The sequence below is a fragment of the Flavobacterium notoginsengisoli genome, from assembly GCF_014207905.1.
Lineage (GTDB): Bacteria > Bacteroidota > Bacteroidia > Flavobacteriales > Flavobacteriaceae > Flavobacterium > Flavobacterium notoginsengisoli_A.
Genome location: NZ_JACHLB010000006.1, coordinates 286,214 through 311,775, shown reverse-complemented (window position 1 = coordinate 311,775; position 25,562 = coordinate 286,214). Strand labels below are relative to the sequence as shown.

Sequence of the window (25,562 nt, the reverse complement as noted above, 5' to 3'; positions counted from 1 at the left end):
CCTAGCATAATTCTCGCAGCCTGTTTGATAAAATGGCGCATTGTGCATTTTTATTAAAGTGGCTGCACCGCTTAAACGCAAAAAGACTGTCCCGACCTTTTGGGAGGGAGTGTCTTTTTGCCGCCCGATTTTCGGGTCAGGCGACTTTTAGGGGTTGTGACTGAAAGTTTCCAAGATTAAGGAAAAATCCCCTGTACTCGGTCATACCATAGCGGAACAAGCTCCACAACAGCGAACATCCCATTTGTGCCAAGGCAGAATTGATAAAGAGTTCTTGTTTTTCCAGGGCTTCGGCTAAGGAACAGCTTGGCGTATCGTCCTGCTGTTCTGATTGTCTTAATAATTCGCCAAATTCTTCGGTAACAAACGGCAGGCTTGCCACCGTTTCATACTTTTCAGAGTTGGGTTGCTTAATTTCTCCAATAGTGGATAATATGACCTGTCCTGTATGTTGGCTGTTGCCAAAGTCTAACCAATATTTTGGCGTATCTCTATGATTTCTGCGGTTGCATAATTCTTTAAGTATTTCAGCAACACCAAACCTCGCCTGTACATTGTCCACACAAGTAATATAGATTGTTGCCTGTGCATTTTGGGGCAGTCTTCCCAAACTATCTTTCTCAAATTTCACCGTTTCCGCTTTCCAATAAGTTCCCATAAAACGATTGGCTCGATTTATCAGGGCAACGGATTTACATAAGCCAACCTCGCACTCGGCAAAACGCTGTCTGCCCAAATTGGCAGTCGTGATAACATCGTCGTCCCAAAGGCGAACGGATAGTCCTGCGTGTCCAAGTTCAACTAAACTGTGGTTCATTTCCATTAAGGCGGTCAGTACTTTTGAACCCGTGCCTCCTGCACCAATTATGTTCACAGTGATAGGGTTAGTCGGATTTATGAGGTAGTTATCCGTAAAATGTATTTTTGTTTTCTCGGTATTCATGGCAATAGATTTTTAAGTGTTTTGTTGTTTTTTTTCAATACATCTTTAGGAAAAGGTTTACCCGTTTGGATAAGCTCTTTCCAAAGGTTTACACAATTGCCTTGTATCGGACTGTTGTTTCCCAGTAAATGGCTGAAGTAACTGTTGAAAAAGTAATCTTCCCAAGCAAGTGTAAATTCTTCTATCGAAGCGGAGTTTTTGATATTGATATTGACCGAACCCATACATACTTTCCCATCTTGGTAGATGTTAAAAAATGGTGCGCAATACAAAGGTGTTTTCTCTGTTGGTCTTCTATCGCTTACGAGTGCATAAACCGCAAGGCTGTTTTTGTTGGCATACCAAATCATTGGTGGTACATACGCAATTCCGTTGGGTATATCCAAATTCTCCACAAAATACAGTTGTCGCTTTTGTGCTTTTGAGTGCCATAGTACAGCACCTTTCTCTTTATTAGGATTGATATGCAGTATGTTCGACCCCAAAATCCCATTGGATTTTAAAAAAGCTTGTTCCTTGTCCTTTTCTGTTACCAATGCCCTTGCCAATACTTTTGCTTCCCTCTCTGTGAGTGGGTGGGCATTAATAGGAGTGCCATTATTGTCCATATCAAAATGCTCCACATATACATCGCTGTCCGCTCCTTTGGTTTCATAGAAAACGAGTGCAGATTTAGGATGGTACAACGTACCAAAGCTTTCTGTTATATCTATTGTATTTTTCATTTCCTTGTGGTTTTGTAGTTATAAAGCAAACTGCACATATCGTCCAAAAGCGCAAATAATCCGTTTTCAAAATCAAGGGTGTTTTTCGTGACCACTTTTTTGTCGAAACGTTTGCAGATGGTCGGTTCCTGCATTTCTGCGTACTCGTTAAACTCATTGTTGATGCTCTCGGCAAGGTTCTCGTACAGCCATCCTTTTGTGTGCGATATAAAGGAAATATACTTTTCCATACCAATGGTTTCATTGTCGTCGTCGTCATTATCAGGGTCTTGTTCCCGCATTGGAGCATTTCGGAAAATGCTTGCCTTTGGATATTCCGTAAATAGTGCAAAGGCATTAGAAGCTGTCAGCCAACACTCGTGGTCGAATGCATTACTTCTTTTAAAAGTGTCTAAACGCTTTTGAAATACCTGTAAACTCATAGGGTGAAAAATCTTTTGCTCGATATAATCTCCGATGAATTCCGCTTTTTCAAACTCAAGTTTACACGGCTCATTTTCTTCAGTTTTATCGTCCTGCTCCACCCACTCTTTGTGCATTTCATACATCCAATACAGATAACTGTTTTCCTGTCTGAAATAAGGAATATCAGCAATGTGATATAGGTAAGAGCAAACAGAAATAAGCAATTGGGCGTTTCTTTTATGCTTGGGGTCGTGGAGCATCTGATACAGCGGTTCAATGGGTATATAATACAGGGTTGTACCGGTGTTGTATTTTTCCTCACTGATGAAATAGGTTTGCTTACTGTCCTGCACCAAACGTATTTCCTGCCAATTCAGAACAATTTGCTTTAACTTTTCTTCCATATCCCTTATAGCCAATGCCATATTGTACGGATAGTCAAATTGGTTGGTTTGCATAGGTTCAATATTATAATGCTCTGCAAGTAATGACAGCGACTTGTAAAAATCCTTCTGCATTTTTGCTGTTTCCATACAAGCCTGTACCGTTTCAGTTTCTTTCAGCCTTGGCAGGAACGAAGTTTTTAGAAAACCATTGGCAACATTTCCACAGGTACTGACCTGCGTTTGTCTTTTTGAACCTCGCTCGCATCTTTGGGTTTTTGCATCCATTGGGCGAACTCGCTGAGCTGTTTGTACAACTGCCTTTGTGGTTTTTGTTCGGGTGGCTTGATTGTTCCCGATATAATATGTTTGTGCATAGTCCATTGCTTTAAAATTTTAGATTATCCTTTAGTTCCCATTACGCTCTCAAATAGGTATTCTACTGCATCATCCTTGATGGCGGGTGCAGAGATTTTAGCGGTTGTCAAAATGGGATACCTGTTGGCATAAAAATTCAGTACTGCTTCCACGCTCCAGCGTGGTTCGGGATCGGTCAATATAATATCGTGTCCTTTATCTTTGAGTATAAACACTCTTTCCAATTGCGTTGCTAATAACATGATGATGAATTTTAAGTTATTACATTAGTTTTCCTGTGCGGTTTCTGCTGAGTAATTGGCAGTTATTGCTTCCGCTTTTGCGGGTTCGGGTTTTTCTTCCTCTATAGCTCCGAAAAGACTTGGCGCAGAAAACTTGTCGGACAGTTCTCTTTTGCGTCTGCGTATATCGTCAGCCTTTTCAGGGAACTCTGTTATTTCGGGTACTTTTACCCACGCTTCACGGTGCTTTCCTTCTTTCTCAAGTTCATCCGCTTTTGCCATTGCGTCCTTGAACTTTTTGTCTTTGGCTTCCTGTTCTTTCTTCTGCCTGTCGGCTTTATCTTTTTCCATTGCCGACTGTTTTTTGGTTTCTTCCAACTGCTTCATAAAGCTTTCCATATCGACCATTAAGCCCGAGGCAGTTTGTATGGGTGTGGTTATCTTCTCGAAAAAACCGTTGTCGAGTTCTTCGGCTGTTCCCCGAAGATTAAGGGGCGGTATGATGTTCTTTGCGTTATCTCCGCATTGTTCGTTTTGGAGCATAACCGATACGATTAGATTGTTTTCTGCTCCTTTTGCTATTGTGAGTTGCAAATCACCTGTAATCTGCAACTGCGCTATCTGATGGAAAAAATTTGCGTTCATCGTTCTAAAGTTTTAATTGTCGTCTAATTGTTTTTTAATGGCTCTGAGTTTCTCGTACATATCTGTCCAATAGGTTTTCTGCCTTTTATCGAACTCGGAGAAACTTTTATCATCGTGGCTGTATTCCTTGTACTGTCCTGACATTTTGATGGCTTCGTTAAGGTTTGTCACCTCAATAGGGCAACCGTTCAAGTCTGTTATTTTCATCATTTTATCAGTTCAGTTTTCAGCGGTATAAACTCCGTTCTCGTAATAGCCTGTAAGCTATTCCCAATTCCTTAAAAGGCTATTGGTATCTACATAGAAATACTCGGTTTTATTGCAGTAAACGATATATACAGCCTCGTCTTTGAATTTCGTTTCAAGGCTTTGTGATTTGGCGATGCTTTTAGCTTCGTCTATTGATTTAGCTTTCATATCAGTTATTGTTATAGTAGGCTACCACCGATTAAGGCGGTAGCCTATGGTTATCTAATTAAGGTTTAGGATTTCTGCACCGTCTAAGGCAAAGCCTGTACACAAGTCAAATGCTTTTTGTGATTTGAGCTGTGCAGTACCACCCAAAACAATGCTCTGCAACTTGGCTTCATCGTCTTTGTAATTGCGTACATTCTGATAGTAGCCCGTAACAGCGTTATATGCCCCGAACAATGTGCCTTTTGTAGTGTCCATTTGCTGTGTGTCGCTTGTCATAGCATACGCAAAGGCATCGTCTACCATATTTCTGAACAGCGTGGAAACTTCATCCTCTGCACCTTTTTTTAGTAAATCGAAAGTTTCTTTATTTGGACAAAGTGCCAATTGGATTAGCTTTCTCACTTCCTGGTCTGTTACCTTTACTTTCGCCCATTCATTGAAAATATTCTCTAACTGGATGCTCAAGGTGTTCGCTAAACCCATAATCTTGTGAGCGTTCTCGATACGCTGTTTTGCTCCAGAAGTGTGTTTGATACGCACTACATTAGTCATACTCCGCAAGGAAGCGTTAAGCGTGTTTTGGCATACGATACGAATAGGCGTAAAAGCGGCTGTTATACTTCCGCTACCATCGTGCGAAGTGGTCAGGAAAATGTATTTTTCGGTTACATCATCACCATTTCCAACTCGGATATAGTCGGGCAGTTTGGCTGTGATAAATATGCGTTCCCCATTACCCAGCGCTCCTGCGGTTTCATATAGTATTCCCTTTCCACCGCCTACAATGGCATCAAAAAAGTTAAATGCTTCACGGTTCTGCACGATATGATAGTCTTTGCCTACCACCCCCAATACTGCATTGTTATCAGTGCGGATATTGGCAAAGTAGTTAGGAACTTCCAATTCGTTACTGCCAATCTCGATACTGTCGGCAGTTTGAATGATACCCGAACCTTTGGTAAATAGCGGACTTTTAACGACTTCGTAATCTAACCCTGCAAATTTTATAGCTTCCTCGCTTGTTGGGTATTGCTCTACAATTTGCCCTAGTCCGTGCCACGCTTTTTCCTTTACGCTAAAGAATGAATAACGTCCTGTTTCGCTGTTAAAATTGATATTATGTGCCATGATTTTAAAATTTTAAATTGTTTAAATTATTTAGGTGCTCGTTGTTAAAATGGTAGGTCGTCCTTTGTATCGTCATTGTTGTTTCCTGCAGGAGCCTGTACAGCTTCGGCTTTTTTACCGCCCCCGTGAAGTTTGATTTGCGAGGTGTTGAAGTTCAGTCCTGCGTGCGGTTGTCCGTCACTTCCTGTCCACGCTCTTGCGCTCACTTTCCCTGTCAGTTCTACCACCGTACCTTTAGTGAGTATCTGTGCTACTTTTGGACTAAGCCAATAGGCGCAGTCGAAATACGTTGTCTGCTCTATGCGCTCGCCCGCTTTGTTTTTGTAGCTGTCGTTGATGGCTACCGAAAAGTTTACTACTGTTTTGCTGTTCGACACGTTGCGTACCTGCGCATCCGCTGTCACTCTTCCTGTAATGTTCATAATTCCTGTGATTTTTAGTGATTATTTTTTTTTGAAATTTTATTCGGCAATGAGAGGAGGTGCTGTTTTGTTTCATCAAATCCATTTTTAATATTTTACTTTTCATTGCTGACATTTTTTTTATTCGTCTAAAGAGCCGGAGTATGCTATGTTTCGTTTCGGGAGCATAAAAAGGTTAGTGTTTAGCAATAGCAGGGCTTTGCCAAAAAATACAACCCGGATGGGTGGAGATTTTTTATCAAACCTGAAAGGCCTGGCCTTGCTATTGCGTTAAGGACACGGAAATACCTTTGCTGCTGAAATGAGACAGAAGCATACTGGTTATTGAATTTAAAAATTAAGGGGAAGCAATGGAGAATGCAATCTGGCAAAGGGTTCGCTATGATCAGAACAATTCCTCTTACTGAGGACTGGAAAAGGAATGTCATTTTTGCGGAATTCGAAGATATTTGCTTGAATAACAAATAAAAAAGCCCATTAAAATCAATGCTTTTAATGGGCTTTTTGCACTAAAAATTAGGGTTTATGCCTGATTTGTAACATATTATAATATTTTTTATCTTTAGCAATGCGTTATATCTACCTCATACTCTGCTATTTCACAATACGAAGCATTAACACGACGCTAATAAAGATAGTCGTTGATACTGGTAGTGATGTGCAGATTCTGCAATCACACACAGCAACGGAGCTTTACGTAAAAATGAAAACCATTTATGCTCCTAGCATATGGAATGTAACTACTGTAACGGAAATGAGAGAACATTATAAAGCACTATCGGATTTTGATAAAATAGTGAGGAAATTTAGCTTAGAAAAAAAATAAAATTTTATGCGTTTCAATATTTTTTGCCAGGTTTGCGATCCCTTAAATGTTTCATCGTCATCAGTAGAATCGTTGTTATTGTTTTCCATCAATTCCTTTATATGAGACAAAACTGCTTCTGCGAATTTGAAAGAAGTTTTTCCGCTGCAGAATTCATTTCTCTATCATCCTAATATCTAGTTTAAAAAGACTCTTTTAGAAAGCATTGCAATTGGTTGACACTTAAGAGCATTTTGCAAAGACTTGGTTGAAGTACAAAAAGAAAGTAATAATAGATGCAAAAAAAACCAGCCTTCAAAGGCTGGTCGGATTAAATGCGGTATTTAGAAAAATATAGAATTATCAAATATTGTATTCTTTATGAATTTTTTTCTTCCCTGTTTGGTTATAACTGCGCTATGCTACTTTTTAAGTTAAAAATTTAGTAGTTTAAAATAAAACCTGCGCCAAAGCCCATATCGCTATCATAGTGAGAGGATAGAGATCCCCATCTGGTAATTATATAGCGCAACCCTGCCATATATTCCTTGTCTGTATTCCACATTAAATTCATTCGAAGTCTTTTAGAAACTGGAATGTCCTTACGCTCAAACTGTAATCTGACTTTACCATCTGTGAAAACCTCAGCCTGTGCTACTATTAACATAGGAAGGGTATAGTTGACTCCCAGACTTACTACTGCACGTTTATCTTTAGTGTTCTTTTGTCCAAAGAGATTTCTTTCTTGTTCATCTTCTCCCATTTTTCGATATCTCCAGTCAAATCCTATAAATGGCATTAACCATTGCATTTTTCCAATATATCGACCAATATGTGTTTCAGTTTCATAACCATGCATGTCATTGTATCCTAATCTCCATTCGGTTCCAATACTCCAACGCGTACTTTGATACATTGCTTCACCATCATTTCCGTTGGTTGCAAAATCATTCTCTGCCATAAAATGAAATTTCCTGTCGTCAGCAAAGAGTTTTCGTCGTGCTAATTTTGGGTCTGGAATTTCAGGGTTGGGAGGTTGATTTTCGTAAGTAAAAACCCTTCCCATTCCGCTCATCATATGGTATAAGATATGGCAATGAAAAAACCAGTCCCCATCTACATTGGCATTAAATTCCAGCGTATCTGTTTCCATTGGCATTATATCAATCACATTTTTTAATGGTGCATACTCTCCCTGCCCATTAAGGACCCTGAAGTCATGACCATGTAAATGCATTGGATGGCGCATCATTGAATTATTATGTAAAACGATGCGTACATTTTCACCTTTTTTAATTAATATTTTATCGGATTCAGAAACCACCTTATTGTCCAAACTCCAGACATATCGATTCATGTTACCGGTAAGTTCAAATTTTAGTTCTTTAATCGGCGCATTTTCAGGAAGTGTTGTTTTGGTAGGCGATTTAAGCATTGCATAATTTAGAGTTGTAATATCTGAAAGCGCATTGGCATTGTATTGCTCTGCATCCATTTTCATACCATCCATCTTTGTATTGCTTTTAGGCTTGGTTTCACCCGTGATTTCGGGATACATTACTACATTCATATCCATTTTATTAAGGCTCATGCTCATACCCATATCATCCAAATCTCCATTCATTTTCATCATACCGTTCATCATCTTCATTCCTTCGAAATATTTAAGCTTTGGCAAGGGTGTCACTAATTGCTTAACCCCGCTGCCAATGTACAGGGAGGTAGATTTTGTGCGGTCTTCCGGTGTTGCCAAAAACTCATAAGCTGTTTTATCATCTGGAACGGTTACAATTATGTCATAGGTTTCAGAAACTGCAATAATTAATCTATCGACCTCAACGGGTTCTACATCATTTCCATCATTGGCCACAACCGTAATTTTCCCGCCGGCATAGGTAAGCCAAAAGTAGGTTGATGCGCCTCCATTGGAAACTCGTAATCGGACCTTATCACCCGCTTTAAATTGAGAAAGCTGATTTTCATTTTTTCCGTTGATTAAAAATTTGTCGTAATAAACATCACTGACATCCATGGCATTCATTCGTTTCCATTCATTTTTTATTTTGTCCTTAAAATACCCTTGCTTTATAGCTTCCGCATAACTTTGTGTAGTCCCTTTTTTAATAGCAAACCAGTCCGATGCATTGTGCAGCAATCGGTGTACATTTTCAGGTTTCATATCTGTCCATTCACTCAATACAATAGGAACAGAAGGCAGATCATCGATTCCTTTGCGGAAAGTTGGATCATCTGCTCTTTTATTCATAATGAAAGAGCCGTACATGCCTATCTGTTCTTGTAGTTCCGTGTGGCTGTGGTACCAATGTGTGCCATGCTGAATAATGGGAAAAGTATATAGATGCGTGGTATGGGGTTTAATTGGCATTTGGGTTAAATTTGGCACACCATCATATTGATTAGGTAAGAATAAGCCATGCCAATGCAGGGAAGTATCTTCATCCAGCTCATTGTGAACATAGATTTCAGCGGTATCCCCTTCTGTAAAGGTCAGCGTAGGCATGGGTATTTGTCCATTCACTGCTATAGCCCTTTTTGCTTTTCCTGTGAAATTTACAATTGTATCTCTTATATACAGGTCATATCGAACAACACGTGGCTGTGCATTATTATCTTCAGGTTTTTTTTGAGCAATCGTACTATTATTATTGTCCTGTATTGCTGTATTTTCCTGGTCAGTTTGTTTCTTGGGGATGTCTTTATGCTGCGATATTTTTGTTTTCTTTTTTGTTTCTTCCGGAACTAGTTTCATACCGCACTTTGGGCAATTTCCCGGTTTGGATTCATGAATTTCGGGATGCATTGGACAGGTATAGGTAGTAGGATTTGACTCTTCTTTCCCTGGCTTTTTATCCATTTCCATTGTTTTCATATCCTGGGCCTGAATCAGGACAGGAAACATAATAAATACAAGTACTGTCAGTAAATTTTTCATATTGCTTTTTTAAAGAATATCGTTCGGTTATTTTTTTTTCATTTTATTCAGCTTGGCTTTCATTTGTGCAATTTCAGCTTCTTGTGCTTTTATAATGTCTTGGGCAAGTTGGCTTATTTCCGGATCGTGAAGAGAAGCCTCTTGAGCCATGAGGATTGCAGCTCCATGGTGTGGTATCATTGATTTTAAGAATTGTCTATCGTCAACAGCTGCTTGCTGTCTGATGCAGGAAAAAAAAATGATTGCGGCAAGGCTACCTGTGACTAATAACATTATGTTCCATTTTTTATTCATATACATACTCCCCATTACAATAATCTCAATTATGAGCATTGGCATAGTCATTAGTCCTGCCATGTAAAATTGGTTTACATTGGGAATGACATTAGCAAAGATATCGACCATTGAATACATTAGTACATACATCGAAATAAATGACAATACTATCATAAGGGCTAATTTTTTGTACATTTTAGAGTCCACCTCTTTTGAATGCAGCTGTGTTGCGTGTTCCATTTTCATATTTTTCATATTTAAAAATTATTTAGATTTAACGATTTCCCTGAACAAAACAAGTCTAAGGTCACTATAACACTGTATCGGCTTAAATGGCAATCTTTTTTTTTAAGCTCCTGTAGTTTTCAGTGTGATATTATAATAGCTTAATTATTTATTTACTTTTAAGTAATAATTGTAACTCTTCAATCTGATTTTTTAATTTTTCAGTACCCTTCATTTTTTTCTGTTCAGCAATTGTTAAGGCTTTTTTTGCAGCCTCAATGGCATTGGGATAATCCTTCAGTTCTAAAGATACTTTCTGTCTTAAAGTGGGATAATAAAAATTTTCGGGATCCAATTTTTCGGCCTCAGTTAACCAGGATACTGTTTGGTTATTTGCTCTTCCCGTGGTTGAATAATAATTTGCTGCCTGAAACAATAAAGTAGCATTTTGACTTTTCTCTTTAATAATATATTTGTCAATCAGGGCTAAAATTTCTTTGTCAGCTTTGCTTTTCATTGGTATTTTAACCATAGTATTTTCCCATTCTATTTTAAGGAAACCTTCTCCTTTACTATTGATGTCATTTAATTCGATGGTAAAAGTTTCGTAGAAATTAGTTGTTTTTTCTGTGGGGACGGTAAAACGCATAACGTCTTTTTTCTCATCATAACCAGTTTCGCCATGTAAAGTACTATCACTATTTATAATGATAGTCCACTCATTTTCTGATGGAATTGAAAATATAGAGTAGGTTCCTGTTTTTAAAATATTATTTCCTAAGGTGATATCCTCATTAGTACTGATGGTCGTACAGTCACTGGCACCTGTCCGCCAGAGTTTGCCAAATGGCACCAGTTCCCCAAATATTTTTCGTCCTCTTACTAAGGGTCTGCTATAGGCCATTTTTATTGTTGAGCTTCCAATTTCTTGTTGAAATGATGCTGAAGGGCTTGCAGAAGTAAGCTTAATTTGAACTTTTTCCTGTGCCCAAATTGATAACGATTGTATTATAATGAAGCTTAATAGAATTATTTTTTTCATAGTTTTTTAATTTTAAATTGATTTTGATATTTTTTCCATTACCGAATGGTCGGTTCCAAAGTTACAGATAGCATCACAATTGGCCCTTAGTTCAGAGAACAGGATATATTGTATATTCATTTTAGAGTTTTTTATAACGGGCCTATTTAGCTGAAGCACTACATCCTTTTCCCTGTTATTGGGAATAATAATATAAAAAACTTCCTGTCCGCTTGATATGCTGAAGTATAGGTCAGACAAGCGCAGTATGCCGGAGTAGATACTAGTGCTCTTTTCCACTTCAAAGGCTCCTATAATTTTGTTTGTGCCTTTTTCGAACCAGAGCACATCAATAAGCCTGATGGTATTTTGAGTATCCTTGTCAGTAGGCAACTCAGGGAATTTTACCAGTGAAATAAATGAGAAATTTTGTCCATTAAATGATTTGTTTTTATCATTGCTTGCCGGGGTAACATCGAAACCTAGAGAAATACCTATTTTTAGCAGATGGTATTGCATCTCACTATGCAGATTTTCCTCCAGTTTTTCTTCGAGTATTTCTCTTTGACGCTTGTGTACGTTTTTTTCGAATCTTGAACGTTCTGCCTCGCTTAAATATTCATCGTTACCGATTAGCATTTTCTGGGTTCCAATTTCAAAACACAATCCTGCAATGGCACCCAAATCATTTGACAGCTGAGATTTATGCAAAGTGTTAGTTTCCATCAAAGTTTCCCTTATTTTAAGATATTCTGTCCAGCTTCCCAATTTTTTTTTGTCTTTAAAAAGAAAATTAAAGCCATTGAGAATAGCAGTGTTGAATGGCGGGAACCAGGTTGGGTGTATGAAATACAAAATACTGGCAACCGCAGGTCCTAATCCTTTAATTTTTAATTCATCGAGTTTTATGATTTCTTTTACAACCTGTTCTTCAGACTTGGCATTAATACAATTTTCAAGGAATTGACCAAAAGCCAATTTATTGTTTTGATTTTCATAGATATCGGGGATGCGTAATTTGGGTTTCCAATAAAACGGATGGGAAACCCCTGCAAAGACTTGTTTTTGTTCAGCAATGCAACTCAGAACAAATTCTAAGCTGCTTTCTTTAAAATCATTAGGAAAGGTTTTCTTTTTAATATCCTCAATGACTTGTAAAACACCTCGTCTTATAGTCCGAAATGCCTTTAACCGTTGGTTGTTATCTATAAACCAGGTATTGTAGACACTTTCGTTATCGTTTTTATACTGCAGAATAATTTGTCCTAGATTGGTCATTTGTTTTAATAATAAATTATTATTTTTTAGAGTTTTAAGCTTCTCAATCGCAATGCATTGACAATAACAGATACCGAGCTAAAACTCATTGCCAGGGCAGCAATCATAGGAGAAAGTAATATTCCGAAAAACGGATATAAAACTCCCGCAGCTACTGGTACGCCTAAGACATTATAAATAAAAGCAAAGAATAGGTTTTGCTTGATGTTGCGCATTACAGCGTGGCTCAGATTTTTTGCTTTTACAATTCCTTGCAAATCTCCTTTTACCAAAGTAATCTTGGCACTTTCTATCGCAACATCTGTTCCTGTTCCCATCGCAATGCCAATGTCCGATTGTGCCAAAGCTGGCGCATCGTTTATGCCATCTCCTGCCATAGCAACAACTTTTCCTTCAGCTTGTAATTTCTCTATTACTTTTAATTTGTCTTCTGGTAAACAACCTGCTTGGAAAGAGGTTAAATGCAAATCTTCGGCAACAGCTTTGGCAGTATTTACATTATCTCCCGTAAGCATGATTACTTCAACTCCTTGACGCATTAATTCTTTTATAGCAGCAGCACTGGTTTGTTTTATAGCATCGGTTATCGTTACAAATCCCACTACGTTCTTATCTACAGCGATATAAGAAACTGTTTTTCCTAATTTTTGTTCGGCAATAATTTTCTCTTCAATTGTGGCAGATATAGCTGCGCCTACTTGCTCCATTAATTTTTTATTCCCTAATGCGATCTTTTTATCAATAGCAGTTCCAATAACTCCTTTTCCTGCAATATTTTCAAAATCATCGACTTTCGTTAAAGAGACATTTTTAGCTTTTGCAAATTTCACCACGGCTTGTGCCAAAGGGTGTTCGCTATACTGATTTAAAGATGCAATGTATTGCAACAGTTCATCTTCTGAATATTGTAGTGCAACAATTTTTTCCACCGAAGGTTTCCCTTCTGTAATTGTTCCTGTTTTATCAGTAATCAGAACATTTACCTTATCCATTTTTTCTAAAGCTTCAGCATTTTTTATCAGAATTCCCGATTGAGCGCCTTTTCCAACTCCTACCATTACAGACATGGGCGTTGCCAATCCTAAAGCACAAGGACAGGCAATAATTAGTACCGCAATGGCATTTATAAACCCATAGACCAATGCCGGTTCGGGACCAAATTTTGCCCAAATGAAAAAGGTAAGAATGGAAATTACAACAACAATTGGTACAAAATATTTAGCAATACTATCGGCTAGTTTTTGAATTGGTGCTCTGGAACGACTTGCATTATTAACCATCTGTATAATTTGCGAAAGCAAGGTTTCCGAACCAACTTTTTCGGCAATCATTATAAATGATTTGTTTCCGTTTATAGTTCCTGAAGACACCATATCGCCTATTTTTTTATCTACAGGAATTGGTTCACCGGTAATCATCGATTCGTCTATTGTACTTTCACCATCGGTTATTTTCCCATCCACAGGAATTTTATCTCCGGGTTTTACCCGTAATAAATTACCTTTTTTTATATCATGGATTGAGATTACTTTATCACCGCCATCAATTACCAAAGTAGCTTCGGTAGGAGCCAATTTTAATAATTCTTTTATAGCACCACTGGTTTGACTGTGCGCTCTGGCTTCAAGCAATTGTCCTAATAAAACCAAAGTCAGAATAACTGTTGTGGCCTCGAAGTACAATAGTACTGTTCCGTGCTGGGTCTTAAATTCACTTGGAAAAATGTCTGGAAAAAACATTCCAACTAAACTAAATAAAAATGCCACTCCTGTACCAATTCCGATAAGGGTAAACATATTTAAATTCCATGTGATTATTGATTTCCATGCTCGTACAAAAAATACCCAGCAGGCATAAAAGACAACAGGAAGTGATAAAATAAGCTGTACCCAATTCCATTTAGCCGCATCCATTAGTTGAAGTAGAGGATTGTTGTGTGCCATTTCTATCATGGCAATGGCGAAAACAGGAACTGTAAATACAACCGCTATTTTCATTTTCTTAACCAAACCCTTATAAATCCTTTGTTCTTCGCTTTCGCTTGGTTCCATTGGTACTAGATCCATCCCGCAAATAGGACATGATCCTGGCGCATTGGTTATAATTTCCGGATGCATAGAGCATGTGTATTGCTGAACCTGAACAGCGGGTGGTTCTTGTACCAAATGCATTCCGCATACAGGACAATCTCCCGGTTTATCATACATTTTATCGCCTTCACAATGCATCGGGCAATAGTATTTTCCACCCGCATCATTATGAGGCGCAGCTAACTTTTTATGATCAGGATCGTTAGCAGTACTACAGCATGGTTTCTCAGCTGTTTTTTCTTGCGAATGAGTCGTGTGTGTCATTTCAATGGTGTACTTTCCAACCGCAGTCAATGCTTCCTGCAGCTGTTCGGTTGCAATATGTTTTTCCATTGTAATGGTTGCCAATGGAGGATCTAAGGTAACAGTTGCCTTTATTCCCTGCACAGCATTTAATGTTTTTTCTACTTTCGTACGACATCCATCGCAAGTCATTCCCGATATTGTATAGGTGTGTGTCATAATGTTGTTTTTTTTTATAAAATTCGATGTGTTATATATTTAATATATAGAAAGTTAGCTTTTTTTTAGTAAACCTGAAATTTTGATTTGCTTAAAATGATCTTATTCCCAATAAGCTTTGATATCCATTTTTTAACACTGAAAAAAATTACAAGTAGTTTTGTTTTAGAACCTAATTATTTAATTGTTTCTTTCACCTCACCGCACTTGAGCATTTTTGCTCCAAAATAAGGATTACGTACTTCTTTGGTAGAACTAATCCATACGGCCCCCTTATTGTCAAACGCCATTGGACAATATTCCACGTACAGCTCAGCCTGGGTCATTCCTGCTTTTTTTAGCAGGTAAATGAGTTCATTGCTTAGCTTAGAATAGGCAGCCCGCTGGTTTTCAATATCAGGAGCTGAAACGATTGCTGCGGCACTTACTGCAAGAGTACTGTTGTTGCTAATTTGCCGTGCTCCCGCTTCAATCGCATTGGCCGCCAGTTTTGCTTCCGCGATATTATCTTCGGTAAGGGCTACTGTTAAATGTGCATACTGGCTGTATATCGCGTTTAAGACATCATCATTTATCCTGATTTCGGCTTCTTTTGAAATTGGGACAGAAGTTTCACTATCCTCAGGATTCTCTTGCTTTTTGTTTTCATTATTACCGCAGGCAATAAGTAAGAAGATTGATAATATCGGGATTCCTATTTTGATTATTTTTTTCATCGTCTGTTGTGAGATTGGTTATTACATTTTCATTCCTGACATTGGGTTTTTGCCTTTCTTTAATATAAATTCACTGTACAGGAGATAGGCGCCAGATGCAACAACGACATCACCTTTTTTTAAGCCGCCAGTAATTTCGACTTCATCGAAGGTTTCCGAACCAATCGCCACCATTCTAGGCTGATATTTGCCTTTTCCAATTTCAATCCAAACATGTGTGCCGCTTCCGTCTCTTATAACAGCATCCACAGGTATGGTCAATTTCATTTTCTGTTCTGAGGAAGGCAGTAAAACAATTGCCTGCTGACCTGCCTGCCATTGATTGTTTGGATTGGCAATAGTACCGCGCAGCTGTATTATCTGCTTGCTTGTCTGCAAGGCAGGATTTATAAAATCTACGGTCATTGTTTGGGGCTGATCTTCATAACCAGAGACTAAAACTTTAACCTTTTGGCCGGTTTTAATTTTACCTGCATCGGCTGGATAAACATCAGCTTCGACCCATAAACGATTGTAATCTTCTAATTTCATAATAGAGGCTCCTTCTGCTACATATTGGCCTTCCGTTATGGAAAGTTCTGCAACTATTCCTGAATTTGGAGAATAATAATCAACATAAGGGGATGCTTTTTGTTTTTTGAATAACTCATTAAGCTGGGCTTCGGACTGACCATACAATAATAGTTTTTGCTTTGCAGCATTTTTTATTTGGGCAAAGCGTTTATCCTCGGCAAAGCTTGTGGCCTGTGCTGTGGCAATGAGGTACTCCTGTTGCAGGGCTGATAGCTGCTCTGAATATATTCTGTATAAAGGCTGGCCTTTTCGAACGGGAACACCAGTTTCTTTTACATACAACTCTTCAATCCTTCCTGCCACTCGGCTTGAGATGTAAATAGTTTGCTCAGGGTCAGTAACCAAACGCCCGTTGAGACGCGATGAATTCGAAAATTCATTTTCTCCGGCTGTTATTGTAGTCAAATTGGCTAGAGCTTGCTGGCTTGGCCCCAAGGTTAGAAAGTCCTGTGAGTTGTTTTTTTCGAAGGGCACTAAATCCATTCCACAGATTGGGCATGAGCCAGGACCATCTTTTACAATTTGCGGATGCATGGGACAGGTATAGGTTTGAACTTTTTCCTGACTGACTTTTTTTTCTTCTTTTTGAACACATGCTGTAAATAGAAGTGGAAAAACCATTGCAATGAGCAAAATAGTACGAATTATTGATTTACTGTTCATGACTTAATTTTTTAATTTATTTTCTGAAGCTATCTTGATAAAACTCTCACTGTCTATCATATAGGCCGCATTGCTGGCAATACCCCAATCACTGATGTCTTGATCTATTAGGACCATTCCATCAGCATTGTTTTTCGTTTTAACTTCTCTGGGAACAAACACGTCTTTTTCTTTTTTGAAAACGATGGATTTATTTCCTAGATTGAGAACGGCACTTTGCGGGAGCCACCAGCCTTTACTGACAATAGGAACGGCTGCAGTTACTAATTTTCCAGTTTGAAATTTATTATCCTGCAAATAAATCCTTGCTATAGTAAAGTTGCTTCCCTCTTTAAAGACGGGCTGAATGAGTCCGATAATACCAGTATATACGTTTTGCTTATCTGAGGGTTCATAAAACACCAGTTTTTGTCCTTTTTTAATCTGGGGTGATACCGATGGATCAAAAGCAAACTCAGCGATAAGGTTTTTGTTGGTATAGATTGTGAAGAGTGATTGTCCAGCACCAATATATTGCCCTTCTCTTAGCATAATAGCAGAGGCAGCAGGGGTAGATGCACTATTATTTGATGCTGCATTGCCACTTGAGCCCATAGCACCCATGCCATCATCTGACACCGAGCTTTGAGGTGAAGCCGCAGGAGCTATTGCAGAAGCATTTGCTGTCGCAGTATTGTCTAAGATGTAGCCGGTGGCATTACTGTAAACAGGAATGCGATAGGAAATTTTACCTGTCTTTAATACCTGTTGTATTTGTTTCTGCTGCATGCCTAGCAGAGACAGTCTCTCTTTTGCTTTTTGAAGCATCGGATTGTTTGCATCAGATTGATAAATAAACAACAACTCTCTTTGCGCGGCAGCAAGGTCAGGTGAATAGATTTCCATGATTAGCTGTCCTTTTTTTATGGGCTGGTAATTGTACTTAATCAGCAGGCGCTCAATCCTTCCGCTTACCCTGCTGGAAATGCTGGTCTGCTCACGGGTATCGTAGGTAATAATTCCTTGTACCTGCAGAGAGAATATTTTAGTACCTCCCTGAGGTTTTATGACAGATATATTAGAAACGACCTGTTCATTGACGGGTTTTAAAAGGTGTTTCAGGCTGCTGTCTATAGCTGTTTCCGTACCAGGGGTATGTCTTGGAACCAATTCCATACCGCATATTGGGCAGCTGCCGGGCTTATCCTGAATAACTTCAGGATGCATCGGACAGGTATATTCCTGATTTGTAACATGCTGATGTGATGGCTTACTGTTATACTCGGTTTTCTTGTTACAGGCTGTCAATAATAATATCGAAACGAATAACAATGCGACTAACTTAGCGATAGAGTTCTTTTTCATAATCGACAATCATTTGATATAGTTTTAATTTTTCATCTAATAAGTTATTCTGCAGCATATTTAAAGCTTCCCAGGAGTCAATTACTACAGGAATCTGCAGTTTGTTTTCCTGATAGTTCAGAAAGTTTACATCCAGGGACTTTTGCATAGAAGGGATTATTTTTGTTTCGAGTCCCTGAATCCTTTTTTGCATGGTCAGTATTTCGTATTGCATACCATATAACATACCTTGGGTTTCCTGCAGCATGGCGGATTTCTCTTTCTCCATAGCCTGTACATTGTATTGCATTGCTTTGACATCTGATTTATACATTTTTGAAGACCAGGGAGCAATAGGAATAGACATCATTGCCATTACCGAATAGGCTTTGGGCATCATTTTATCAAAAGAATTCATATGATCAAACTGGATTTTAAAAGAGGGATTTTTTTCTGCTTTCATGGCCTCAATACTAAGCTGCATCGATTCAATTCCAGCATCCATCTTCTTGATATCTCCACGTACCCCTGCAAGGCTTGTGGTGTCGTGTAAAGCTGGGTTGAAGACAGGATTAATACTCGTGTCTATGGCAAAATCAGCATTGCCGGGCTGGTTCATCAAGCTGTTGAGCCATGCTCTTGCTTTTGCAATTTCACCTTCCTGCATGCGGACCATATTTTTGTTTTCTTCAATCCTTGCGTCGATCTTGTATACATTACCCAATTGCGACTGGTTGTAGGGATAGCGCACTTCCTCAATCTTTTTCATGGTCAGCATTATCTTTTCGTTCTGATCCAAAACTTTCATTCGCTGTTCGGCCACCATCCAGCTGTAGTAGAGCTGTTTGGCCTTCGATTTATAGTCGTTAAGGGTAACGGCACGGGTAGCGTTCTCAATGTTTCCTTGGGACTGGATGAATTTTTTCTTCTTGTTTAGCTTTCCTACATTGGGGATGTCCTGTTCAATTCTGAACATTAAAGATCCTTTGTCGCGGTCATCCATAACCTCCTGAAAGGGATAGGGGGTCATAAAAGTTCCCACACCCACCATTGGTGCCATCCATGCCGTTGCGGCATCGCCACTGTACTTGTATCCTTCTGCCTTTAAACTATAGCTTTGCAGGAGCACATTTTTTTTATCAATCCTTTGAAGGATTGTATCAAGAGACAAGACCTGTTTGGTCTGGCTCCATAGCTGTATGGGCAGTAAAAGCAATAGTACTGCCAGTATTTTAATGTTTGACATCATGTACTTCGAGTTTGCCATATTTTCTTAGTTCATATTCTTTGGACATTAGGAAAATAAGCGGGGTTACTAATAAGATATGCACGGCAGAGGTAAATACACCGCCAATCATAGGCAATACAATTGGTTTCATTACATCCATTCCAACACCATTGGACCACAGGACAGGTACTAATCCGAATAATGAGACGCAAACGGTCATTAGTTTTGGGCGCAATCGTTTTGCGGCGCCGTGTACCACATATTCCCTGAGATCTTCTTTAGTGATGGTTTCCCTTGAGTTTCCTTTGGCCCGGATAAGTTGCTCCATGGCATCATTGAGATAGATAACCATCACAATTCCGGTTTCCACGGCAATTCCAAAAAGGGCAATAAAACCTACTGCTACCGCCACTGATAGATTGACATCCCAGAAAAAAATTATATAGGCACCTCCAATTAAAGCAAAAGGAACTGTTATAAGACTTAAAAAGGCTTCCCTAAGGGAATTAAAGGCAAAATATAGGGCGAAGAAAATAATAAGCAATACTAGCGGCGCAATGACTTTAAGGGTCTTTTCTCCGCTGATCAGGTTCTCATATTGTCCGCTCCATTCTATAAAGTACCCTTCAGGAAGTATGTTTTTGGCACTTTCTAATTTTTTCATTGCTTCCTGTACGGTTCCTCCCATATCACGATCACGTATATTGAACATGACTGCTCCGCGAAGGAGTGCATTTTCAGAACTGATCATTGGCGGTCCGTCTACGAATTTAATATCAGCAACGGCAGATAATGGCACTTCTCCAAAGGCAGGAGACTGTAAGGGAATGCGTTTAATGCGTTCCACGCTATTTCTATAATCCTGTGCCATACGCACACTTATTGAAAAACGTCTTCGTCCTTCAACAGTATTGCCAATGGATGCACCACCTAAAGCAAATTCCACGGTTTGGTTTACATCATCTACTGTTAATCCATATCGGGCCAATTCCTGGCGATTAACATCAACATCAAGGTATTTACCTCCGGTAATAGGATCCACAAATAAATCAGATACTCCCGGAGTTCCTTCTAAAGCCATTTTCACCCTTTCAGATACACGAGCAATGGTGTCGAGATTTTGTCCGTAGACTTTAATTCCTACATCGGTACGAATTCCTGTTGCCAGCATATTGATTCGGTTGATAATGGGCTGTGTCCAGCCGTTTACTACACCAGGTATCTGGAGTTTGGTATCGAGTTCCTTAATAATATCTTTTTTATCTATTCCTTCACGCCACTGTGATTTTGGTTTTAGCATGATAATGGTCTCAATCATGCTCATTGGGGAATTATCCGTAGCTGTGTTAGCTCGCCCTGCCTTACCCAAAACACTTTCAACTTCAGGAACCGATTTGATTATTTTATCCTGTACCTGCAAAATGCGTTTGATTTCTCCATTAGATACATCAGGGAGGGTAACAGGCATAAATAAAATACTCTGTTCATCCAATGGAGGCATGAACTCCGTTCCGAGCCGCATCAATAATGGAATAGAAATCAATAATGCCAGAATATTGACTGCAAGAGTTGTTTTTCTCCATTTCAGAACCCAGCGTATAATTGGCTCATAACCTCTTTCCAAAAAGCGATTTACTGGATGTGCATCGGTTGGACGGAATTTTCCTTTCATAAAAAAAGAAATCAGTACCGGAGCTAATGTAAGTACCAACAGGGCATCCACAATCAGTATGAATGTTTTTGTAAAGGCTAAAGGATGGAATAGTTTTCCTTCCTGTCCGGTAAGCATAAACACAGGCAAGAAAGAGGTAATTATAATTACAGTGGCAAAGAATACGCCACGGGAAACCTGCTTGCTGCTTTTCTCAATTATTTTGAGTCTTTCCTCTTCGGATATCCACTGTGGTTTTTTGCGAAATATATTTTTAATTCTTTTCATCAGAGTTTGTTTCATTTTTTTGTTCAGATTCCCATTGTGCATACCGTTGTGAGAGATGCTGGTAGGCATTTTCACTCATAATAATACCGTTGTCAACTATTACTCCAATGGCAAGTGCTATACCGGTAAGGGACATAATGTTGGAGGATATGTCAAAGGCATTGAGCAGTATGAAACTTGCTGCAATTGTAATTGGTATCTGGATGATAATACTTAATGCACTACGCCAGTGAAAAAGAAAAATAATAACGATAAGGGACACTACAAGCATTTCTTCAATTAAGGTACGCTTCACCGAATCAATAGATTCTTTAATCAGATGTCCCCGGTCATATACAATATTGAATTTTACCCCTTTTGGAAGCCCTTTCGCAACTTCCTTCATTTTTTCTTTCACATTATCAATTACAGCATCTGCGTTTTCACCATAACGCATCACTACTATACCGCCAACGACTTCGCCAGTGCCATTATGATCAAAGATTCCCAATCGGGTTTCCCCGCTCATCTGAACAGTTCCTATATCGCTGACTTTTATAGGAATGCCATTTTGGTTTTTCAGTGGAATATCCTCAATCTCTTTGATGGATTTCAGATAACCGGATGTCTTAATGATATAGCCAATATCACTCATGTCGAATTTTCTTCCGCCGCTTTCATTATTATTGGCACGTACAGCACTTATAACCTCTGGGACAGACAGCTTATAATATAGCAGTTTGTTTGGATCAATGGTAACCTGGTATTCTTTTTGAAATCCTCCAAAAGAAGCAATTTCACTCACTCCGGGAACATTTTGCAAAGCAAACTTGACGTACCAGTCCTGTAGCGCTCTTTGTTCGCCAAGGTCAATACCGGGTGCCTCCAAAGTATACCAGAGTATATGCCCAACCCCAGTTCCATCGGGTCCTAATTGCGGGGCAACTCCTTTGGGCAGGGTGCTGCTAATAGTACTGAGCCTTTCCAGTACTCTTGATCTTGCCCAGTATACATCAACATCATCTTCAAAAATGACATAGATAAAACTCATACCAAACATGGAAGCAGCTCTTACATATTTAATTTTGGGCAATCCCTGAAGGTTGGTAACCAAGGGATAGGTGATCTGGTCTTCAACGAGCTGTGGAGCACGTCCCATCCATTCTGTGAATACGATTACCTGATTTTCAGATAAATCGGGAATAGCATCAATAGGATTTTTTTGAATAGAGATGATACCCCATACAAATATTCCTGCCGATAATAGTAAAACGATATAACGGTTTCGCAGCGACCATTCTATTAATTTGTGTACCATAGATTTAATTTATTTGTGCAAGACTATCGCTTACTTTTTCAATCCAATTGAGCAGTTGTTCTTTCTGAACATTATTCAGCACTGCATTTTTATGGATCAGCGTATAGGAAGCCAAAGGCATTTCGTTGGCTTTTATCTGCTTGGCAATTCGGTCTAATTTATTTTCCTGTTTTCGTTTGGAATAACTTCCCCATTGGCTAAAATTCAAATTTTCTTTACCCTTAGTAATGTGTCCCTCCATGAAAGTACGTGCCGGCTGTATGTAGGAGTACCATGGATATTGCGTGTTGTTGCTGTGACAATCATAACAGGAAGTCTGAAGAATCTTTTGTACATTCTTGGGAATGGGATAGACTCTCGAAATGTGAATTGGTAAAACCTGCCCGTAATCGGAATTTCGGGCAGGCTGATACAATTGCATCAGTAGAAAAATAATTAACCCAATAAAAAGAATCTTTCTGATGAATCGTTTCATTTTACAATTGTTTTTTCATTGAACCGCAGGTAAGCATTTTGGAACCATAGTAAGGGTTTTTTATCTCTTTTGTTTCACTAATCCAGATAGCTCCTTTTCCACCATCATACATAGGACAAGAATCCTGGTATAGTGTTTTTGCAGCTCCAAAAGTTTTGATCAAATCATTTACGTCTTTACTCAGTAGGGCAAAATGCTCTCTTTGATGCTCGATATTACCACCATTAGCCCCAATATGTTCTGCGTGCTCTTTGGCATCGTCGGCTATATCAAGATATGCTGCTTTGGATTTTGGATCTATCGATTTTATATTTACGCTTTTGAAAGTCGCATACAATGCTTTTCCAGCTTTAGCAGCTCCGTTGGTGTCATCTTTTGCAAGTGCATTTTTTAATGCTAAATAATTTGCTACAATTTGTTCAGTTGAAAATTTAGTCTCTGTTTTTTTACTTTGTGCATTACCAGAAACCATTACAAATACCATAACTATGGCTGAAAGAATTACATTTTTCATTTTTATTTAATTTTAATTGTTTAAAAAAAGGGTACTATTGATGTTTCTGAAAATATGTATATCAACTTACTTACATGAAAACACATATCATCAGTGACTATTTGGTTAAAGAACGGATCAAAGGGCAGTCTAAAAAATTAGATGCATTTTTTCCATTTCAATAAATTCGGAACATCAGTAGTCACCGGAACATTGATTGGTTATTATGTAAATAACCCGATATATTTATAAGTAAGTAGTTAACTGTCCTACAGTTCTTTTTTCATAGAACCACAGGTTAGCATTTTTTTTCCTTGATATGGATTCTTGATTTCCTTAGTTTCGCTTATCCAAATAGCTCCTTTCCCACCATCATACATAGGGCAAAAATCTTGATACAATTTTTGCTCTGATTTGAAAGATTTTATCAAATCATTCAAGTCTTTACTTAACATGGCAAAATGCTCTCTTTGGTGTTCGATATTTCCACCGTTAGCTCCAATATGTTCTGCGTGTTCTTTAGCATCATCAGCAATGTCAAGATATTCTGACTTTAATTTCGCATCTATTGAATTGGGATTTACATTATTAAAAATTGCATACAATGCTTGTCCGGCATTTGCAGCTCCTTTTGTATCATCTTTGGTTAATGCATTTTTTAAAGTTAGATAATTGCTCACAATTTCGTTTATAGAAAATGTTGCTTGAGCAGCTTGAGTTGTTTTTACCTCTGCACTTTTTTCAGTAATTTCCTTTACTGGCTCGGTTAATTCCATTCCGCATTTGGAACATTTGTCTCCTTTTTTTCCTGTAACTTCAGGATGCATGGAACAGGCGTACAATTGTGAATCATTCTGAGTGGTCCCGGAAGTAGCTTCAGGCGTTGTAGTTTCTTTGTTTTTTGAATTACAGGCTGCAAGTACAATTACCATTACAAGGGTTGAGAAAATTATTTTTTTCATTTTTTTTAGTTTTTGATCTCTTATAAATGTTGTTTTGTCCAACATTCTTTTATTTGAGTGTTATACGAATTATTCTTTTTTTGATTGTGCAAATTCAATCTCCAGTTGGCATTTTGAAGACCTTTTTAGGATAGGATTTACATTTTTAGCACCAACCCGTTGGGTTTTCGGCCTACATTAATGGTTTTAGAGACAGTGTGATTTGATACATTGACTACAGAGACTGTATTGGCTGTCTGATTGGTCACATATGCTGTATTGCCATCCGCTGTAAATGTTATTGCATGGGCACCAGCGCCAGTAGTAAATACACCTCCATGCATCCACATCATCATAGTCTGGTCCCAAGTCCAATAATGTACTTTTGCATTAACTGGATCGCTTACCCAAAGTTCTTTCTTACTACCATTATGAGACGCTATTCCAGGCATAAATCCTAAATCAATTGTTTGATCTACAGCATCCGTTGCCACATTGATTACCGAGATAGATTGCCCGTCTTCATTATCAACATACATTCTGGCATCACTTCCTGTCCAAGCACCCACAGGGTTGTTCCCTACAGCAACAGTGGCTGTAACTTGTTTGCTTGTCGTATTTATAACTGACACAGTATTATCATCTCCATTAGCAACATAAGCCTTAGTCCCGTCAGAAGAAAAGGTAAGCTCAGCAGGCATCATGCCCACTGCAATGGTATTTTTCAATGTGTATGTTAATGCATCATAAACCAGAACTTTTCCATTCATGTCCATTTGAGGTACCCAAATTTCTAAACCATTTGGACTGTAGATCGTGTTATGGTTCATCATTGGCAGGTTAATGTTTTTTACAGTTGTTCCATTGACGGCATCAATTACTAGGAGTTTACCTGTCATTCCTTCCATGCCGGCAGTATGACCGGCAGAGAAGTCCATTCCGGGCACGCCAATGGCCAGGTGATTAGAATGTAAAGAAATGTGGTGCGGCCACATGATCATATCGGTTCCGGTCCCCATAAGGCTGACGGTCTCTGTAACTTCATTGGTTGCCAATTTGATTACTGAAATTGTGCCGTCCTGACCATTGACCACATATGCGGCAGGATAGTTTATATTCAATTTTGGATCGGACATA

Annotated in this window: 24 protein-coding genes; all 24 read right to left on the bottom strand. The window is 38.7% G+C overall.

The window, feature by feature from the left end; all coding sequences use genetic code 11:
- Positions 1-136: 136 nt before the first annotated feature.
- A complete protein-coding gene (locus tag HNP35_RS18725) occupies positions 137-943 on the bottom strand; it encodes a PRTRC system ThiF family protein (protein WP_184165117.1) in 807 nt (268 codons plus the stop codon).
- Positions 940-1,668, bottom strand: a complete 729-nt coding sequence (locus HNP35_RS18720; protein ID WP_184165120.1) for a PRTRC system protein B — start codon at positions 1,666-1,668, stop codon at positions 940-942. Before HNP35_RS18720 ends, HNP35_RS18725 begins: the two co-directional genes overlap by 4 nt.
- On the bottom strand, positions 1,665-2,840 hold the full coding sequence (locus HNP35_RS18715; RefSeq protein ID WP_184165123.1) for a hypothetical protein: 1,176 nt from the start codon (positions 2,838-2,840) through the stop codon (positions 1,665-1,667). Before HNP35_RS18715 ends, HNP35_RS18720 begins: the two co-directional genes overlap by 4 nt.
- Before the next feature lie 17 nt (positions 2,841-2,857).
- Positions 2,858-3,076: a PRTRC system protein C gene (locus tag HNP35_RS18710; protein WP_184165126.1), complete on the bottom strand. Its 219-nt coding sequence runs from the start codon at positions 3,074-3,076 to the stop codon at positions 2,858-2,860.
- A 24-nt stretch (positions 3,077-3,100) separates the two neighbouring features.
- Positions 3,101-3,700 carry a PRTRC system protein E gene (locus HNP35_RS18705; RefSeq protein ID WP_184165129.1) on the bottom strand — a complete coding sequence of 200 codons (600 nt, stop codon included), beginning with the start codon at positions 3,698-3,700 and terminating at the stop codon, positions 3,101-3,103.
- 12 nt (positions 3,701-3,712) lie between these two features.
- Entirely contained in the window at positions 3,713-3,910 is a 198-nt protein-coding gene (locus HNP35_RS18700) for a hypothetical protein (RefSeq protein ID WP_246453590.1), read from the bottom strand.
- A 54-nt stretch (positions 3,911-3,964) separates the two neighbouring features.
- Positions 3,965-4,117, bottom strand: coding sequence for a DNA-binding protein (locus HNP35_RS18695; RefSeq protein ID WP_184165131.1), 153 nt, complete (start codon positions 4,115-4,117; stop codon positions 3,965-3,967).
- Between the two features lie 54 nt (positions 4,118-4,171).
- Positions 4,172-5,245: a DUF932 domain-containing protein gene (locus HNP35_RS18690; protein WP_184165134.1), complete on the bottom strand. Its 1,074-nt coding sequence runs from the start codon at positions 5,243-5,245 to the stop codon at positions 4,172-4,174.
- A gap of 44 nt (positions 5,246-5,289) precedes the next feature.
- Positions 5,290-5,667 (bottom strand): single-stranded DNA-binding protein, encoded by a 378-nt coding sequence (locus tag HNP35_RS18685; protein ID WP_184165137.1) that lies wholly within the window; start codon positions 5,665-5,667, stop codon positions 5,290-5,292.
- Positions 5,668-6,914: 1,247 nt separating this feature from the next.
- Positions 6,915-9,425 (bottom strand): multicopper oxidase domain-containing protein, encoded by a 2,511-nt coding sequence (locus tag HNP35_RS18680; protein ID WP_184165139.1) that lies wholly within the window; start codon positions 9,423-9,425, stop codon positions 6,915-6,917.
- 27 nt (positions 9,426-9,452) lie between these two features.
- Complete coding sequence (locus HNP35_RS18675) at positions 9,453-9,956, bottom strand: DUF305 domain-containing protein (protein WP_246453588.1); 504 nt, start codon at positions 9,954-9,956, stop codon at positions 9,453-9,455.
- A gap of 139 nt (positions 9,957-10,095) precedes the next feature.
- Complete coding sequence (locus tag HNP35_RS18670; protein ID WP_089055918.1) at positions 10,096-10,968, bottom strand: DUF2911 domain-containing protein; 873 nt, start codon at positions 10,966-10,968, stop codon at positions 10,096-10,098.
- 12 nt (positions 10,969-10,980) lie between these two features.
- The gene (locus HNP35_RS18665) at positions 10,981-12,225 is read right to left on the bottom strand and encodes a hypothetical protein (protein WP_089055917.1); all 1,245 of its coding nucleotides are present in this window, start codon (positions 12,223-12,225) and stop codon (positions 10,981-10,983) included.
- Between the two features lie 26 nt (positions 12,226-12,251).
- Complete coding sequence (locus tag HNP35_RS18660) at positions 12,252-14,777, bottom strand: heavy metal translocating P-type ATPase (RefSeq protein ID WP_089055916.1); 2,526 nt, start codon at positions 14,775-14,777, stop codon at positions 12,252-12,254.
- A gap of 176 nt (positions 14,778-14,953) precedes the next feature.
- A complete protein-coding gene (locus HNP35_RS18655) occupies positions 14,954-15,493 on the bottom strand; it encodes a DUF3347 domain-containing protein (RefSeq protein ID WP_089055915.1) in 540 nt (179 codons plus the stop codon).
- Between the two features lie 21 nt (positions 15,494-15,514).
- Complete coding sequence (locus HNP35_RS18650; protein ID WP_089055914.1) at positions 15,515-16,729, bottom strand: efflux RND transporter periplasmic adaptor subunit; 1,215 nt, start codon at positions 16,727-16,729, stop codon at positions 15,515-15,517.
- 3 nt (positions 16,730-16,732) lie between these two features.
- On the bottom strand, positions 16,733-18,073 hold the full coding sequence (locus tag HNP35_RS18645; RefSeq protein ID WP_089055913.1) for an efflux RND transporter periplasmic adaptor subunit: 1,341 nt from the start codon (positions 18,071-18,073) through the stop codon (positions 16,733-16,735).
- A complete protein-coding gene (locus HNP35_RS18640) occupies positions 18,051-19,301 on the bottom strand; it encodes a TolC family protein (RefSeq protein WP_244284433.1) in 1,251 nt (416 codons plus the stop codon). The genes HNP35_RS18645 and HNP35_RS18640 overlap by 23 nt, the downstream gene beginning before the upstream one ends.
- Positions 19,285-21,234: an efflux RND transporter permease subunit gene (locus HNP35_RS23945; protein ID WP_260402251.1), complete on the bottom strand. Its 1,950-nt coding sequence runs from the start codon at positions 21,232-21,234 to the stop codon at positions 19,285-19,287. The genes HNP35_RS18640 and HNP35_RS23945 overlap by 17 nt, the downstream gene beginning before the upstream one ends.
- Positions 21,206-22,516, bottom strand: coding sequence for an efflux RND transporter permease subunit (locus HNP35_RS23940; RefSeq protein ID WP_089055911.1), 1,311 nt, complete (start codon positions 22,514-22,516; stop codon positions 21,206-21,208). The genes HNP35_RS23945 and HNP35_RS23940 overlap by 29 nt, the downstream gene beginning before the upstream one ends.
- A 4-nt stretch (positions 22,517-22,520) precedes the next feature.
- Positions 22,521-22,991 (bottom strand): heme-binding domain-containing protein, encoded by a 471-nt coding sequence (locus HNP35_RS18625; RefSeq protein WP_089055910.1) that lies wholly within the window; start codon positions 22,989-22,991, stop codon positions 22,521-22,523.
- A 1-nt stretch (position 22,992) separates the two neighbouring features.
- Complete coding sequence (locus HNP35_RS18620; RefSeq protein ID WP_089055909.1) at positions 22,993-23,505, bottom strand: DUF3347 domain-containing protein; 513 nt, start codon at positions 23,503-23,505, stop codon at positions 22,993-22,995.
- 248 nt (positions 23,506-23,753) lie between these two features.
- A complete protein-coding gene (locus tag HNP35_RS18615; protein WP_089055924.1) occupies positions 23,754-24,446 on the bottom strand; it encodes a DUF3347 domain-containing protein in 693 nt (230 codons plus the stop codon).
- A gap of 137 nt (positions 24,447-24,583) precedes the next feature.
- Entirely contained in the window at positions 24,584-25,255 is a 672-nt protein-coding gene (locus HNP35_RS23820; RefSeq protein WP_246453586.1) for a hypothetical protein, read from the bottom strand.
- Positions 25,256-25,562: the final 307 nt, after the last annotated feature.